Consider the following 14,704-nt stretch of genomic DNA (forward strand, 5'->3'; position numbering starts at 1 on the left):
TGGTGTTCAGCGCCGGGCCACGGATGCCATTTAAGGAGACCGACGTATCGCGCCCGTAGCGGATGTGGGGCGTTTTTGTCTGGGTGCGTATCGCGGCGGACGCCGGATACAAAGGCATACAAAGCGGGCAAAAAAAATCGGCCCCGGGGGGCCGATGTCATAAGCAGAAGGGGCGCGGGAAGGGCGCGGGAAGGGGGCGCTGGAAGGCGCGCAGTCAGCCCAGCCGGACCTCCGCCGCCAGTCCGCCGCCCTCCCGATTGCGCAGCGTCAGCGTGCCGCCGATGGCGGCCGTCAGCTCGTGCGCGATTGCCAGGCCCAGGCCGGTGCCGCCGGTTTCCCGGCTGCGCGACTGCTCCAGGCGCACGAAGGGCTTGAGGACGGCCTCCAGCTGATCGTCCGGGATGCCGCTACCGCGATCGAGCACTTCGATCGCCACCACGTCGCGGTCGCGGCGCACGCGCAGTTCGGCCGATCCGCCGAACTTGATCGCGTTGTCGATCAGATTGGTCAGCACGCGCCGCAACGCGTGCGGCCGCGTGACGATGGCCCCGCCGGCGTTCTGCAGTACCGTGACGTCCTTGCCGGTGTCCTGGTAGTCGTAGGCCAGGCTCTCGACAAAGGAGCCCAGGTCGACCCGCGACGCCTTTTCTCCATCGCCATGCGCGCTGCGGGCGTACGCCAGGCCCTCCTGGACCAGCGTCTGGATCTCCGACAGGTCGTTCAGCATCTTGCGCTTCTCGTCCGAATCGTCGGCCATTTCGGCCCGCAGCTTCATCCGCGTGATCGGCGTCTGCAGGTCATGCGAGATCGCGGCGAGGATCTGCACGCGTTCCTCGACGAAACGCGCAATGCGTCCGCGCATCGCATTGAACGCCCGCGCGGCACGGGCCAGCTCGGTCGGACCGGACTCGTCGAGCGGCGCGGACTGGGTGTTGGGATCGAGCGCATCGGCGGCATCGCCGAGCGCGACCAGCGGCCGGATCGCCAGCCGCACCGCAAACCAGCAGCACAGGATCAGCAACAGCAGCTGCAGGATCAATACATACGGCAGCCACTGCGCGATCGGCGTCATGCGCGGATGCACGTCGATGGTCAGGGGACTGCCATCGCTCAGCGTCAGATGCGCCTGCACGCGCTTGCCGTCGCCGGGGATCGACTCCACCCGCACCGGAAAACGCCCGCCGCTCGCTTCGGTAATCCGTTCGGCGATATCCCTGCCCCGCGCGGTCATCTCCGGCACGCCGGGCAGGCCGGTGCCAAGGATGTACTGGTAATTGCCGCGATTGACGCGCGGCAGCCACTGCGGCCGCTCCGCCGCCGGCAGCCGGTCGAGAATGGCGATCGACGTGGCGACATCGGTTTCCAGCGTGCCCAGCATCACCTGCCGCGCGGACATATAGCGCTCGGAAAACAGCACCGCGAACGACAGCCCATGCGCGACGACGAGGCCCGTCAACAGGATCAGGAACAGGCGCGAGCGCAGCGTGCGGGGCCAGGCCCAGCCGGGGGCCTTCACTGCCGGGCCTCGCGGATCTCCACCGGCGAGGCGAATACATAGCCCTCGCTGCGCACGGTCTTGATATAGCTGGGCTCGCGCGCATCGTCGTTCAGGCGCTGGCGCAGGCGGCTGACCAGCAGGTCGATCGAGCGCTCGAACATCTCGGCCTCCCGGCCCTGCGTCAGATTGAGCAGCTGGTCGCGATTGAGCACGCGCTGCGGATGGTCGACGAACACGCGCAGCAACCGGTATTCCGCGCCGCTCAGCGCGACGATGGTGCCCTCGGCATCGATCAGGTGGCGTGCGGTCGTATCGAGCTGCCAGTTGCCGAAGGCCAGGATCTGTCCGGCCTCGGTGATCTGCAGGTTCGGCGGCAGCATGCGGGTACGGCGCAGCACGGCCTTGATGCGGGCCAGCAGTTCGCGCGCGGCGAAGGGCTTGGCCAGATAGTCGTCGGCGCCCATTTCGAGGCCGATGATGCGGTCGGTCTCGTCGTCGCGGGCGGTCAGCATCAGCACCGGCGTGGCCCTGTGCTTGCCGGCGCGCAGCTCGCGGCACAGCACCAGGCCGTCGTCGCCGGGCAGCATCACGTCGAGCACGATCAGGTCGACGGTATTGGCTTCCAGAAACGTGCGCATGTGGCGGCCATCGGGCGCCACCGTCACGCGCAGACCGTTCTTGGTCAGATAGGTCGAGACCAGTTCCCGGATTTCCCGGTCGTCATCGACGATGAGGATATGGTCGACGTGGGCGTCCATGGTTGTCACCGGCAGTTGAAGGAGAGTGAGAGGAGAGCGAGCGCAGAGCGATATGCCCACCGCCCCGGCATTGTATGGGGACGGCAAATTCGCGTGTATCGCAATGTATCCGGCCGGGAAGGCCCCACATTGCGGTACAAACTCGCCCCTTCGCGACACATCGCAGCGACGCCGGCCGGGTCTGATCGAGGGCAAGCCAACCCCTTGCCTGGAGACACGATCATGACCTTGCTGATTCTCGCCTACCTCGGCGGCGCCCTGACCATCCTGAGCCCCTGCATCCTGCCGGTGCTCCCCTTCGTGCTGAGCCGTACCGGACAGCCCTTCCTGCGCGGCACGCTGCCGATGCTGGCCGGCATGGCGCTGACCTTTGCCGCTGTCGTGACGCTGGCCTCGGTCGGCGGCGCCTGGGTGGTCCGGGCCAACGAATACGGGCGCCTGGCCGCGCTGGCGCTGCTGGCGGTGTTCGGACTATCGCTGCTGCTGCCCCGGCTTGCCGATGCGCTGGCCCATCCGCTGGTGGCGCTGGGCAACCGCCTCGCCGACGGGCGCGGCAACGGCAACAGCACCGTGTGGGGCTCACTCGGCCTGGGCGCGGCCACCGGCATGCTGTGGGCCCCGTGCGCCGGTCCGATTCTCGGGCTGGTGCTGACCGGTGCGGCGCTGAACGGCGCCAGCGTGTCGACGTCGCTGGCGCTGCTGGCCTACGCCGCCGGGGCCGCGACCTCGCTGGGGGCGGCACTGGGCATCGGTGGCCGCGTGCTGGCCGCGATGAAGCGCTCGATGGGCGCGAGCGAATGGCTGCGCCGCGCGTTGGGCGTGGCCGTGCTGGGCGGCGTGCTGGCGATCGCCACGGGAGCCGATACCGGGCTGCTCGCCCGCCTGTCGACCAATGGGCCGGCATGGCTGGAGCAGGTGCTGGTCGATGCGGTGGGACTGCCGGCCGGCGCGCACTAGCCCGCGGAGCCGAGCCGCCGCGCGCGCGAGGCGGCGTCTTCAAAGCGGCCAGCGGATGAAGGGCCTATCTTGGCGGATAACGGCAGAGCGAGAGAGAGCGAGAAAGGGAGGAGTCGAGAGGGCCGATAAGGGCCAAGAGGGGCCAAGAGGGGCCAAGAGGGACCGATCAGCGCCGCTCGGCCCTCGGCTCCAGATACGGCTCGATCCGCGCCTCCCGCATCGCGTAGCCGCTGTCGCCCATCGCCGTTTCGGCGCGCTCGACCCGCAGCACGCCCTCGATCCACACGGTGTCCATCGTGCGGATCCCCTGCAGCGGCGCCTTCGTCTTGACGTGGACGACCTGGTTCGCGGGAGGCGGCGGCACGTGAATGCAGGCACCGAAATACGGCACCAGCAGGAATTCGCGGATCGCCTCGCCTTCCCCGCCCAGCGACACCACGAAGCCCGGCAATCGCACCGGCGAGCCGTCGAGCGACGGTTCGACCGGCGCCTCCTGCCAATAGCGCTTTGCCTGCTCCAGTGCGGCCTGCGCGCGCGGATCGCCGTCCTCCATCTGCGCCAGATCGAGGCCCTTCAGCGGCGCCAGCGGATCCCATCCCTTCGGCAGCAAGGCGTCCCATTCGATCTCGCGGAAGCTGGTGGGCGCCGGAGCGGCAGCAGGCGCCTGGCGTTCCAGCGTTTCGCCGATCGCGTATTTGGGCCGCGCCGCCGATGACGACCCGGCCGCCTCGGCCGAATCGCCGCCGCGGCGGATCCACCAGAGCCCCGCGGCGCTCACGCTCGCCACGGCCGCCACGGCGCCTGCCGTGCGCAGCCACTTGCGGCGCCGCGGGTTGGCTTGCGCCGGGGTTGGCGTTTCGGTTCGCGTTTGCCTTGTCATGCCTTATGTCCTTGGATTGAGCCCGTCCGCCAGGCTCAGGCGGTAGGCGCGCCATGCCGGCAGCAGGCTCGCTGCAAACCCGGCCAGCACCAGCGCCGCCAGGATCGGCAGCTCCGCCGCGCTGGGCCAGGAAACCGGCAGCGCCACGCGAAGACGCGCCTCGAGCCAGCCTGCCAGCAGCGCGCTCGTCAGCGACAGCAGCGCCACGCCCGCGGCGACGCCGGTCAGCATCAGCATCATGCCTTCGATGGCGAGCAAGGCCAGGATATCGCGCGGCCGGGCCCCCGCCGCGCGAAGAATCGCCAGTTCCCGGCGTCGCTCGCCGAGTGCGGCCAGGATCGACGAGGCGAGGCCCGCCAGCCCGATCACCGCGACCATCGCCGACACGGCACGCAGCGCGTTTTCGGCGATATCGACGAGGTCCCACAGCGCATCGAGCGCCACGCCGGGCAGCACCGCCATCAGCGGCTCACGCGTGTCCTGCGCGATCTCCCGCTGCAGCGCGAAGACGCGCGAACGGAGTTTGAGCCCGACCAGCACCGCGGTGACGCTGTCGGGCGTCAAGTCGAACCGGCGCAGATGCTCGGGCGCGATCGCCGCGCCGGGCACACGCGTGCCGCCCTGGAAATCGAGATGGATCGCCTGCATCGCCTGCAGGCCGATATGGATCGTGCGATCGACCGGCGTGCCGGTCGGCGCCAGGATGCCGACCACGGTAAAGGGCTTGTCGCCGTGCTCCAGGCGCAGCGCGCCCGGGGCCGCCACATCGCCATGGGTCAGCACGATCTGTTGTCCGATGCGATAGCCCAGGCGCCGGGCGACCTCGGCACCGAGCACCGCGTCGAACATGCCGTCAATCTTGCCCTCAACGCTGCCGTCAACGCTGGCGCCACTCGTCCCATCAGCCCCGCCGTCAATCTTCTCGCCGAAGGGCCGGCCCTGCGCGAGCCGCAGCGCGCGGCCGTCGCCATGGCGAAAATGCTCGAAATAGGCGGCCGTGGTTGCCAGCACCGGAAAGCCGCGATGCGAATCGCCCAGCGACAACGGGATCGTCCATGCGACCTGCGGATGGCTGGCAAGGCGTTGCACGCTGTCCCAACCGATGTTGTTGGTGGCGCCGCCGAGCCGGAAGACGGCATACAGCACCAGCTGGATCGGGCTGGTGCGGGCGCCGACGATCAGGTCCGTGCCCGACACCGACTGCGCGAAGCTGGCGCGTACCTGATGGCGGACCCGCTCGATGCCCAGCAGCAGCGCCGTCGACAGCGCAATCGCCAGCACCATCCAGACCAGGTTGGCGCGGCGGTTCCAGGCGCTGCGCGCGGCAATCGACATCAGCGCCGTCATGCCTGTCTCCTCATGCCTGTCCCTTCATGCCCGCCGGTCATGCCCATCGGTCACGTCCATCGCCATGCGCGCCGCTCATGCCCATCCCCTCATGCCCATCCCCTCATGCCTTCCTCCGATGCCGATTCGCCTTCCTCGGCGGCCGGCATCGTGAAGCGCCGATCGAAGCCGGCCGCCAACCGGTCATCGTGGCTGACCATCACCAGTCCGGCGCCGGATGCGCGGCACTCTCGCTGCAGCAGCGCCATGAACGCGGCCTGCCGGGCGGCATCGAGAGACGACGTTGGCTCGTCGGCCAGGATCAGCTCGGGCCGCCCCAGCAGCGCGCGCGCCGCGGCCACGCGCTGCTGCTGCCCCACCGACAGCTGCGCCGCGGGGCGCCGCCACAAACTTGAAGGCATATCGAGCCGTTCAAGCAGCATGCCGGCCGCCTCGGTCTCGCCACCGGCCTGCTCGCAGGCGCGGGCCTTGCGGCTTGCCGAGAAGCGGCACGGCAGCAGCACGTTGTCCAGCACGGACAGATAGGGCAGCAGGTTCAGCTGCTGGAAGATGATGCCGATATGGTCGGCGCGAAAGCGGTCGCGCCGGGCGGCAGGCAGCGCGGTCAGATCGGTGCCGGCGATGCGGATGGTGCCCTGGCGCGGCGCCACCACGCCGGCCAGCAGCGACAACAGCGTGGTCTTGCCGCTGCCGCTCGGGCCGGACACGAACAGATGCTCGCCGCGAGCCAGTTCGAACGAATGCAGCGCCAACGCGCCGCCATCGCGCCCGGGCCAGCGAAAGGCGAGATTCCTGGCGGCGACGAGCGGCTCGCCGCGCTGCGCCCGTGGCATCGCGTCCGCCATCGCCCTCACCAGCGCAGGCGCGCCTGCGCCGGCGTCAGCGTCGCGCCCGACTGGCGCTTGTCGGTGGCGAGCTGCGCGGCAATCCGGCTGACGCCGGGGAACAGGCCGAACACGCGCACCTCGAGCGAGCGCAATGCCTCGGGCCGCGCGCAGCGGAAGCGGTAGTCCGCATCGAGGTCCGCATGCTGGTGCTCGCCCTGCGGCTCCCCGCGCGGCGCTTCGCCCTCGCCGGTCAGGCCGTGATGCAGCGCGCCGAAATGAACCTGCGCGGCCTCGAGACGGCAATCCGCCTCGGGCGACGGCAGGAACAACGCCGCGCCGTCGCGCAGGCGCGCGATCGCCTGACGGACCTTCGCCCGCTCGGCGTCGGTGCGCGGCAGGCGCTCGAAGCCGAACACGTTGTCCAGCGGCGAGGCCAGCGCAATGGACAGCACCGGCCCTTCCACCGCGACGTCGAGCGTGGCCTGGCCATGGACATGCGGCTCCGCGGCGTGGGCGGGCGCGGCGATGGCGGTCATGGCCATGGTGGTGATGGCTGTCGCGACGAGCGCGAGAGCCGGCAGCGGGCGCGAGAGTAGCGAATACACGTGTCGATCGTCCTTCTGCAACACCCGTCCGTGCGCGGAGCGGGATAAGAGCGCGCACGCCATTGGCGGCGCGCGTCGATCGATTAATGATAACTTATTATCAGTAGAGGCCCCATGCGGTCCACTGGCCAAGGCCGCCAGGCCACCAGGTCGCCGGACCACTAAGCCACTAGGCCACCAGGTCGCCGCGCCGCCGCTCCACGCCGCTATCGCGCGGGCGCCAGCACGGACGCATCGATCGCGTCCAGCGTGGGCTTGCCCGTCAGCGCCATCGCGACCTCCAGCTCGGCCTGCAGCAGCGTCAGCATATGCGCGACGCCCGGCATGCCGCCGACCGCCAGGGCATGGAGCACCGGCTGCCCGAGCAGCACCGCGGTCGCGCCCAGCGCGATCGCCTTGACGATATCGGTTCCGCGCCGGATGCCGCCATCCAGCAGGATCGGCACCCTGCCGCCAACTTGCGCCGCGATGGCCGGCAGGCAGTCGATCGTGGCCGGTACGGTGTCGAGCGTGCGCCCGCCATGGTTCGATACGACGATGCCGGCGACCCCGGCGCTCAGGGCCGGCTCGACGTCCTGCGGGTTCAGCAGCCCCTTGACCAGCACCGGCAGCGAGGTCTTCCGACACAGCGCCTCGATATCGCGCCATGTCGGCGCATGCTTCAGCATGCCTCGGAACACCGGGCTGCCGTTGCTGGTGCTGACCGGCGCAACCGGCGGATACGCCGCGAGATTGACGGCCCCAACATCGTTCGGCAGGCGGAAGCCCGCGCGCTGCTCGATATTGCGGACACCGCTGACCGCGGCGTCGATCGTCACGACGATCGCCTTGTATCCGGCCTGCTCGGCGCGGCGCACCAGGTCGGCCGTATCCTGCGGCCTCGGCTGGAAATACAGCTGGAACCACAGCGGCACCGCCGACGCCTTCGCAATCTCCTCGAGCGTCACGCTGGCCTGCGTGGCGACCGTCATCCAGGTGCGCGTCAGCGAGGCCGCCTGCACCGTCGCCAGTTCGCCGTCCGGATGCACCAGCCGATGGAAGGCCGTCGGCGCGAGCAGAATCGGATATTCCAGAATTTCGCCGAACAGCGTGCGGCGTGCCGACGCCTGCGACATGTCGACCAGCGCCCTCGGCATCAGCCGCAGCCGCTCGAAGGCGGCAGCGTTCTCGTGCTGCGTGATGCCATCCGCCGCGGCGCCCGCGATATAGGCGCGCACGCCCGGTTCCACCCGTTCGTGAAAGCGCCGCTCGTAGTCGCGCAGCGAGACGGTATCCGGGGGAATCTGCCAGCGCGTCACAGCTCGGCCCAGCGCCGCAGCAGGTTGTGATAGTGATTGACCAGGGCCAGCACGGCGTCCTTGTCATCGCCCAACTGCTTGCGGATCTCGATGATGGCGAGATCGAGTTCGTACAGCATGCGCCGCTGGCCGTCGTCCTTGACCATCGACTGCGCCCAGAAGAACGATGCCCAGCGCGTGCCCCTGGTGACCGGCGTCACCGTGTGCAACGACGAGGCGGGATAGACCACCAGATGCCCGGCCGGCAGCTTGACGGTATGCGAGCCGTAGAGGTCCTGGATCACCAGCTCGCCGCCTTCGTACTCATCGGGGTCGGACAGGAACAGCGTGCTGGAGACATCGGCGCGAATGCGCATGCCGCCCGTTCCCGGCACCGTGCGGATCGCATTGTCGACATGGGTGCCGAAGGTCATCGCGCTCTCGTAGCGATTGAACATCGGCGGCAGGACGCGCAGCGGCAGCGCGGCCGAGTGGTAGGTCGGGTTGCGACCCAGCGCGGTCAGCACCAGCTCGCCGAGCTCGCGCGCCTCGACGCTGTCGACCGGAATCTGCAGGTTTTGCTTGGACTTCGCCGCCAGATCGCCGGCGGTCACGCGCCCGTCGACCCATTGCGAGCGCGCGAGGCGTTCCCGGCAATACCGGACTTCTTCGGGGGTCAGCACATCGGGGATCTGGACCAGCATGGCAACGTGGGCGGAAGGAAACAGGCGGCGGGCGGCGGAAAGCCCGATTCTAGCGGCTTCCGAATGGGCCTCTCAAACGGGCTTCCCGAATAGCGCTTCCCGAATAGGGCTCGCGAATAACGTTCCCGCCAGAAGAGGGCTCGCACACAGGGGCCCCTCCCCAAAAACGAAGGGACCGCACACTGCCGGCCCCTTCGTTTCCGCTTAGAACGTCATGCCGACGTTCAGCAGGAACGTCCTGCGCGAAGTCGGCACCGCGCGCACGGCGCCGAACGAGGACTGATAGTTCAGATGGTCGGTCAGGTTGTAGCCGTTCAGCGAGATCCGGTACTTGCCGACCTTGTACGCGATCATCGCGTCCAGCGAGAAGTTGTCCGGCATCTTCGCGGTGTTCGCCGAATCGGCCCAGTAACCGGTGGCGTACTGCAGGCCCCCGCCGATGGTCAGCTTGCCCGGCACCGGCAGCAGCGTATGCGGGATGTCATAGGCGGTCCACAGCGTGACGTTGTGACGCGACACGCCCGGCGCCGCATTGCCGACGATCGCGCCATTGGTGGCCGACGTCACCTCGCCGCTCAGGTAGGCATAGGCGACATTGGCGGTCCAGCCGCCGACGATGCGGCCGCTCAGGCCCACTTCCACGCCGCGGATCTTGCGGCCTTCGCCCGAGTCGGAGAAGCCGTTGGTGATATCGCCGGTCACCGGATCGACCGTGTAGGCGTTGGCCTTCCTGGTCTGGAAGATCGCGCCGGTCAGGCCGAGGCGCTTGTCGAGGAAGTCGACCTTGGCGCCCACCTCGATGGTGTCCGAACGCTCGGGCTCGTTGCCGACGCCGTTCTGCGGCACTTCCGACGCGACGCCGCCGACCGCCACCGCGATATCGGTGCCCACCGGCCGGTAGGTGCGCGAGAACGAGGTGTAGAACATCGCGTCCTTGGTCGGCTCCCAGATCGCGCTGATCGACGGGCTCAGCTTCTTCGAGTCGGCCTTGCCGCCCAGCGTCGAGGCGCTGGTCGAGAATTCGCTCTGGAAGTAGTCCCAGCGCAGGCTGCCCAGCAGCGAGAACTTGTCGTTCAGCCAGACGCGGTCGTTGACGAACACGCCGACATTGGTCGCATTGGCGTCGCGCGTGTTGCCGTACACGACCGTCGCGTTCGGGCTGTTGTCGAAGACCGGATTGACGACGGTCTGGTTGTTGTTGCGGCCGGTCCAGGTGCCCAGGCTGCGATGGTCGCGCTGGTAGATCGTGTCCAGGCCCACCATCGCCTTGTGGCGCAGGCTGCCGGTCATGAACTCGCCCCTGGCGCTCAGCACGTTCTGGACGCCCCAGCCGCGCTGCAGATAGGTCATGCCGCCGCCGGCGCCGTACGACAAGGCGACGTTTTCCCCGGCCAGCAGCCGCTGCAGGTTGGCGGCATTGATGCCGGCCGGATTGGTCGCCGAGAAGTCGCGCTCGTAGTAGCTGAAGCGCGTGTCATTGCTGATGGTGATGCCGTTGTCGAGCTTCGTCTTGAAGTTCGACGAGACCACGTGCGCATCGGTCCTGTCGCGGTCGGTGTTGCGCACGTACGAGGTCGACGAGGAAATGCCCGGCACGCCGTACTCGGTCAGCGGACGGTAGATGCCGTCGGAGCCCTGCGCGACGGGCACGCCGAAGTCCGGCGCGCCGGTGCGGCGCAGGTAGGAATAGTTCAGGTGCCACTCGGTGCGCGTGCCCAGGCCCGTGCCGAAATCGATGGCGAGGCCGCGGCGATCATCGCCGATGTGGTTGCGGTCGGCCACCCGGCCGTTCTGGAACATGCCGTTGATGCGCAGCGCCGAGGTGTCGTTCAGGCGGAAGTTGCTGTCGACCGTGGTGCGATAGGTGTCTTCGGTGGCGAAGCCCTGATCGATGCTGGTGCTGGTATGCAGGTTCGCCTTCTTGGTGGTCTGGTTGATCAGGCCGCCGACATTGCCCACGCCGAAGCTCTCGCCCGACGGTCCCTTGATCACCTCGACGCTTTCCGTATTGAACGCATCGCGCTTGTAGGCGCCGAAATCCCGCAGGCCGTCGACATAGATGTCGCCCTTGGCGGACAGGCCGCGGATGCGGAACTGGTCGCCGTTCTGGCCGCCGTTGCCCTCGCCGGTCGAGATCGTGATGCCCGGCACGTTCTTCAGGATCTGCTCGAGCGAGGTGGCGTGCTGCTGCTCGATGACCTCCTGCGGCACGACGTTGATCGTCTTCGGCGTTTCGCGGACCGTGTCCGGCAGCCGCGAGATGCCGAGCGGCGCGTCATTGGTGTTCTGGATGGCGTCGCCGGAGACCGTGACCTGAGGCAGCACGTTGCCGCCGGTCTTCGCGCGTCCATCCCCGGTGCCCGCGTCCGCCGCCACCTGGGCATGGGCCGCGAGGGGAATCGTCGACACCGAAATCACCAGACCCGCGGAAGCGCCTGAGACCAGCAGGCGGATGGCGTTCGCTATTTTTCTTTGCTGCACGGAGGACTCCAGAGAAGGACAACGGACATGACGTTGCCGAGCCTCCGCTGGAAACCATTAGCCCCCTCCCCGTCAAAGAGGTGAACACCGCATTTCGGCGCTGCCGCAACGGCAGGCATTCAGCAACCGTCAAAATGCGAATGATTACTATTTGATGTTGCCGGCGTTTGTTGATTTGTGGCGGACTATTGCAGCGCGGGGTCGTTGACACAATTCGCCACAATCGAGGCCGAGCCGGCCGGCGCTGCGATCCGGCCTTCCTTCCGGTCTTCGTTCCGGCCTTCCTTCCGGTCTTCGTTCCGGTCTTCGTTCCGGCCTTCCTTCCGGCCTTCGGTCCCGCCACCGCCGATGGCTGCCCCGCCGCCTAGTTCGGCAGCTCGATGACGGCCCGCAGGCCGCCCTCCGCCCGGTTGTGCAGCGTGACGTCGCCGCCGTGGGCGCGGATGCAGGAACGGGCGATGGCCAGGCCCAGGCCGAGCCCGCCGGTGTCGGCGCTGCGCGCGGAGTCGAGCCGGGTGAACGGCTCGAATACCCGCTCCAGATGCTCGGCATCGATCCCCGGACCCTCGTCGTCGACTTCGATGCGCAGCGTATGCCGGACCTTGTCGGCCACGACACGGATGCCGACCTGCCCGTAGCGCGCGGCGTTGTCGATGATGTTGCTCAGCCCCCGCTTCAGGTGAACGGGGCGGCAGCGATAGAACAGCGCCGGGTCGGGCCGCGTGTCGCAGCGCACCGCGCGCCCCTGGACGGTCTGCTGGTCGACGATCTCCCGGATCAGCTCGTCCAGCCTGACGTCCTGGGTCGGCTCCTGCAGCGCATCGTCGCGCGCGAACTGCAGCGCCCCTTCGACCATCACGCTCATGTCGTCCAGCGTCTTGACCATCGCCTCGCGCAGCTCGGCGTCGTCGATCAGCTCGGCGCGGATGCGCAACGAGGTCAGCGGCGTGCGCAGGTCATGCCCGATGGCGGCAAACATCTGCGTCCGCCCGTTGACGAAGCGGGTCAGGCTTTCCTGCATGTCGTTGAAGGCCTGGGTGATCTCCCGCACGCCGCTGAGCCCGTCGGGCGCGGGAAGAATGACGCGCTCGCCGCGGCTGACGCGCTTCGACGCCTCGGTCAGCAGCCGCAGCGGCCGCATGATGCGCCGTCCGAACAGCAGCGCGATGATCGCCGTCGGCAGCATGCCGACCAGCAGCGAGAACGTCAGGACACGGGACCAGTGCGCGGGGACCATCGTCGGCCAGTGCCGGCTGTGCAGCCAACGTCCGTTGGGCAACCGGACCTCGACGTCCAGCGCCAGCGCATGCGTCCGGCTGAACGCCCGCTCCAGCCAGTTGCCGCCGCGCTGGCTGCTGCGCTCGGGTTCGGCCTGCTGCAGGCGGACGTGGATCGGCACCTGGTCCGCCACATCGAGCAGGCCGCGCAGCCGCTGCGCCAGCGCGCGCTCCTGCTCGCCCATGCCGTACGGGTCCGGCAACGCGTGCGTGGCGAGCCGGAACGTCGAGTCCGGCAGGCTGATGTCTTCGAGCAAGGCATCGGCATCGGCGGATCGGCCGGCCAGCCGGTAGGCGGACAGGATGCGCGTCTCGATGGTCCGCACCGACAACGGATGGAGCGTGGCATTGTCCGCGCGCCACCACGACAGCGCGACCACGGCGAAGACGTGGGCGGCCAGCATCGCCAGCAGCCACAGGGCCACGAGCTGGCCCGACAGGCTGCGCGGGAACCATTTCATGACGGCAGGACCGAGACCTTGGTCGCGAGCAGATAACCGTCTCCGCGGACGGTCTTCAGCATGCCGGGATGCCGCGGATCGGGTTCCAGCTTCTTGCGCAGGCGGCTGACCTGGCTATCGATGCTGCGGTCGAACGTCATCGTTCCCGAGCGCTGCGTCATGTCGAGCAGCTGGCTGCGGCTCAGCACGCGGTTGGCGTTCTCGACCAGCGCCCGCAGCAGATGGAACTCGGCGGTGCTGAGCGGCACCTCCTCGTCGCGCGGATTGCGCAGCGCCCGCGTCCTGGTATCGAAGGTCCAGCCGCAGAAGGTGAAGCGGTATTCCCGGGGCGCCGGCACCTCGCCGGGCTCGCGCGCCTCGGGCACGCGGTTGCGGCGCAGCACGCTGCGGATGCGGGCCACCAGCTCCCGCGGATCGAAGGGCTTGACCACATAGTCGGCCGCGCCGATCTCCAGCCCGGCAATCCGGTCGGCCTGCTCGGTCATCGCGGTCAGCAGGATGACCGGCGTTCCCACATGCTCGGACACGTAGCGACACAGCGACAGCCCGTCTTCGCCGGGCAGCATGATGTCCAGGATGATCAGGCTGTAGCGGCGCTCTTCCAGCCGCTGGCGCATCGCCTTGCCGTCGGCCACGGCCTCTACGTCGAAATCGAAGCGCCTGATGTATGTCGACAAGGGATCACGTATGTCCTTGTGGTCGTCGACAATCAGGATGCTGGGACGGGGGTCCATTCTGCTCACACTGCTATCAATAAACGAGAATCGTTATCGCATTCTACAGTGAGGAGGGCCACCGCTCGGCCCTGCCTCTCCCGGTCTGCCACTGGCGGTCTGCCACTTCAGCGCCAGGCCGATGCCCAGGGTCGCGCTGCGGGCGGGGACGCTTAAGCGCCGTGCGAGCGCCGTGCCAGCGACGTGCCAGCGACGTGCCAGCGCCGTGCGACAAGCGGTCGCACACCGGCCACCTCGCTTGCCCCGCCTTGCCATTTCGTTCTAAACTTTCAGAAATTCCTGAAAATTCAAAACAGACAAATGCATCTCTCGCCCCTGGTCCAGCGCTTCGTCCTCCATTTCGGCGAAATGGGAAGCCGCTGGGGCATCAACCGTACCGTCGGCCAGATCTACGCGCTGCTGTTCACCGCGCCGCGCCCGCTCAATGCCGACGAGATCGCCGAGTCGCTGGGCTTCTCCCGCTCCAACGTCAGCATCGGGCTGAAGGAACTGGAGTCGTGGAACCTGGTACGGCTTTCGCACCAGCCGGGCGACCGGCGCGAGTATTTCTCGGCGCCGGACGATGTCTGGGCCATTTTCCGGACCCTGGCGGAGGAACGCCGCCGCCGGGAGATCGACCCCACTTTGTCGATGTTGCGGGAAGTTCAGCTCGAAACGCCGTCCGATCCCGACGACAAGCACGCCCAGCGGCGCATGCAGGAGATGTACGAGCTGATCCTGCTGGTGACCGGCTGGTTCAGCGACATGCAGAAGCTGGATGTCGCCACGTTGGAAAAATTGATGCGACTCGGTTCCCGCGTGACTAAGCTGCTGGAAGTGAAGGACAAGCTATCCGGGGCCCTTGGCGGCAAACCCGCCGAAGGCAAGCGCAAGCCGGCTCGCACCAAGAAGGAGTAGT

General features: G+C 68.2%; 12 protein-coding genes and 1 pseudogene. 2 read left to right on the forward strand and 11 right to left on the reverse strand.

The window, feature by feature from the left end:
* Nucleotides 1-214: 214 nt before the first annotated feature.
* Both K7G19_RS22725 and K7G19_RS22730 read right to left on the reverse strand, forming a co-directional pair.
* A complete protein-coding gene (locus tag K7G19_RS22725) occupies nucleotides 215-1,516 on the reverse strand; it encodes an ATP-binding protein (protein ID WP_149319539.1) in 1,302 nt (433 codons plus the stop codon).
* A complete protein-coding gene (locus K7G19_RS22730) occupies nucleotides 1,513-2,256 on the reverse strand; it encodes a response regulator (RefSeq protein WP_149319538.1) in 744 nt (247 codons plus the stop codon). The genes K7G19_RS22725 and K7G19_RS22730 overlap by 4 nt, the downstream gene beginning before the upstream one ends.
* Nucleotides 2,257-2,478: 222 nt before the next feature.
* Between K7G19_RS22730 and K7G19_RS22735 the strand changes: the two are divergent.
* A pseudogene (locus tag K7G19_RS22735) lies at nucleotides 2,479-3,189 on the forward strand (cytochrome c biogenesis CcdA family protein); the annotation flags it as partial.
* A gap of 190 nt (nucleotides 3,190-3,379) precedes the next feature.
* On the opposite strand, the gene K7G19_RS22740 reads toward K7G19_RS22735, so the two are convergent.
* The 9 genes from K7G19_RS22740 to K7G19_RS22780 form a co-directional block, all read right to left on the reverse strand.
* Nucleotides 3,380-4,093, reverse strand: a complete 714-nt coding sequence (locus tag K7G19_RS22740; RefSeq protein WP_226109289.1) for a DUF3299 domain-containing protein — start codon at nucleotides 4,091-4,093, stop codon at nucleotides 3,380-3,382.
* A gap of 3 nt (nucleotides 4,094-4,096) precedes the next feature.
* Nucleotides 4,097-5,440, reverse strand: a complete 1,344-nt coding sequence (locus tag K7G19_RS22745; protein ID WP_226109290.1) for an FtsX-like permease family protein — start codon at nucleotides 5,438-5,440, stop codon at nucleotides 4,097-4,099.
* 89 nt (nucleotides 5,441-5,529) lie between these two features.
* Nucleotides 5,530-6,285 (reverse strand): ABC transporter ATP-binding protein, encoded by a 756-nt coding sequence (locus K7G19_RS22750; protein WP_226109291.1) that lies wholly within the window; start codon nucleotides 6,283-6,285, stop codon nucleotides 5,530-5,532.
* A 5-nt stretch (nucleotides 6,286-6,290) separates the two neighbouring features.
* On the reverse strand, nucleotides 6,291-6,803 hold the full coding sequence (locus tag K7G19_RS22755) for a DUF2796 domain-containing protein (protein WP_226109292.1): 513 nt from the start codon (nucleotides 6,801-6,803) through the stop codon (nucleotides 6,291-6,293).
* A 275-nt stretch (nucleotides 6,804-7,078) separates the two neighbouring features.
* Nucleotides 7,079-8,170 (reverse strand): alpha-hydroxy acid oxidase, encoded by a 1,092-nt coding sequence (locus tag K7G19_RS22760; RefSeq protein ID WP_226109293.1) that lies wholly within the window; start codon nucleotides 8,168-8,170, stop codon nucleotides 7,079-7,081.
* Complete coding sequence (locus K7G19_RS22765) at nucleotides 8,167-8,853, reverse strand: Fe2+-dependent dioxygenase (protein WP_226109295.1); 687 nt, start codon at nucleotides 8,851-8,853, stop codon at nucleotides 8,167-8,169. The genes K7G19_RS22760 and K7G19_RS22765 overlap by 4 nt, the downstream gene beginning before the upstream one ends.
* A 204-nt stretch (nucleotides 8,854-9,057) precedes the next feature.
* A complete protein-coding gene (locus tag K7G19_RS22770; RefSeq protein ID WP_226109297.1) occupies nucleotides 9,058-11,262 on the reverse strand; it encodes a TonB-dependent siderophore receptor in 2,205 nt (734 codons plus the stop codon).
* Between the two features lie 436 nt (nucleotides 11,263-11,698).
* A complete protein-coding gene (locus K7G19_RS22775) occupies nucleotides 11,699-13,072 on the reverse strand; it encodes an ATP-binding protein (protein WP_226109299.1) in 1,374 nt (457 codons plus the stop codon).
* Nucleotides 13,069-13,806, reverse strand: a complete 738-nt coding sequence (locus K7G19_RS22780) for a response regulator (RefSeq protein ID WP_226109301.1) — start codon at nucleotides 13,804-13,806, stop codon at nucleotides 13,069-13,071. Before K7G19_RS22780 ends, K7G19_RS22775 begins: the two co-directional genes overlap by 4 nt.
* 300 nt (nucleotides 13,807-14,106) lie before the next feature.
* On the opposite strand from K7G19_RS22780, the gene K7G19_RS22785 reads away from it, so the two are divergent.
* Entirely contained in the window at nucleotides 14,107-14,703 is a 597-nt protein-coding gene (locus tag K7G19_RS22785; protein WP_226109410.1) for a GbsR/MarR family transcriptional regulator, read from the forward strand.
* Nucleotide 14,704: the final 1 nt, after the last annotated feature.

It is taken from the genome of Cupriavidus sp. DB3, assembly GCF_020418465.1.
GTDB lineage: Bacteria > Pseudomonadota > Gammaproteobacteria > Burkholderiales > Burkholderiaceae > Cupriavidus > Cupriavidus cauae.

Excerpts from the sequence above, each read along its gene's own strand:
- K7G19_RS22780 (WP_226109301.1), bottom strand. The coding sequence starts at position 13,806 with ATGGACCCCCGTCCCAGCATCCTGATTGTCGACGACCACAAGGACATA.
- K7G19_RS22785 (WP_226109410.1), top strand. The coding sequence starts at position 14,107 with ATGCATCTCTCGCCCCTGGTCCAGCGCTTCGTCCTCCATTTCGGCGAA.
- K7G19_RS22755 (WP_226109292.1), bottom strand. The coding sequence starts at position 6,803 with ATGACCGCCATCGCCGCGCCCGCCCACGCCGCGGAGCCGCATGTCCAT.
- K7G19_RS22775 (WP_226109299.1), bottom strand. The coding sequence starts at position 13,072 with ATGAAATGGTTCCCGCGCAGCCTGTCGGGCCAGCTCGTGGCCCTGTGG.
- K7G19_RS22765 (WP_226109295.1), bottom strand. The coding sequence starts at position 8,853 with ATGCTGGTCCAGATCCCCGATGTGCTGACCCCCGAAGAAGTCCGGTAT.
- K7G19_RS22745 (WP_226109290.1), bottom strand. The coding sequence starts at position 5,440 with ATGACGGCGCTGATGTCGATTGCCGCGCGCAGCGCCTGGAACCGCCGC.
- K7G19_RS22750 (WP_226109291.1), bottom strand. The coding sequence starts at position 6,285 with ATGGCGGACGCGATGCCACGGGCGCAGCGCGGCGAGCCGCTCGTCGCC.
- K7G19_RS22740 (WP_226109289.1), bottom strand. The coding sequence starts at position 4,093 with ATGACAAGGCAAACGCGAACCGAAACGCCAACCCCGGCGCAAGCCAAC.
- K7G19_RS22730 (WP_149319538.1), bottom strand. The coding sequence starts at position 2,256 with ATGGACGCCCACGTCGACCATATCCTCATCGTCGATGACGACCGGGAA.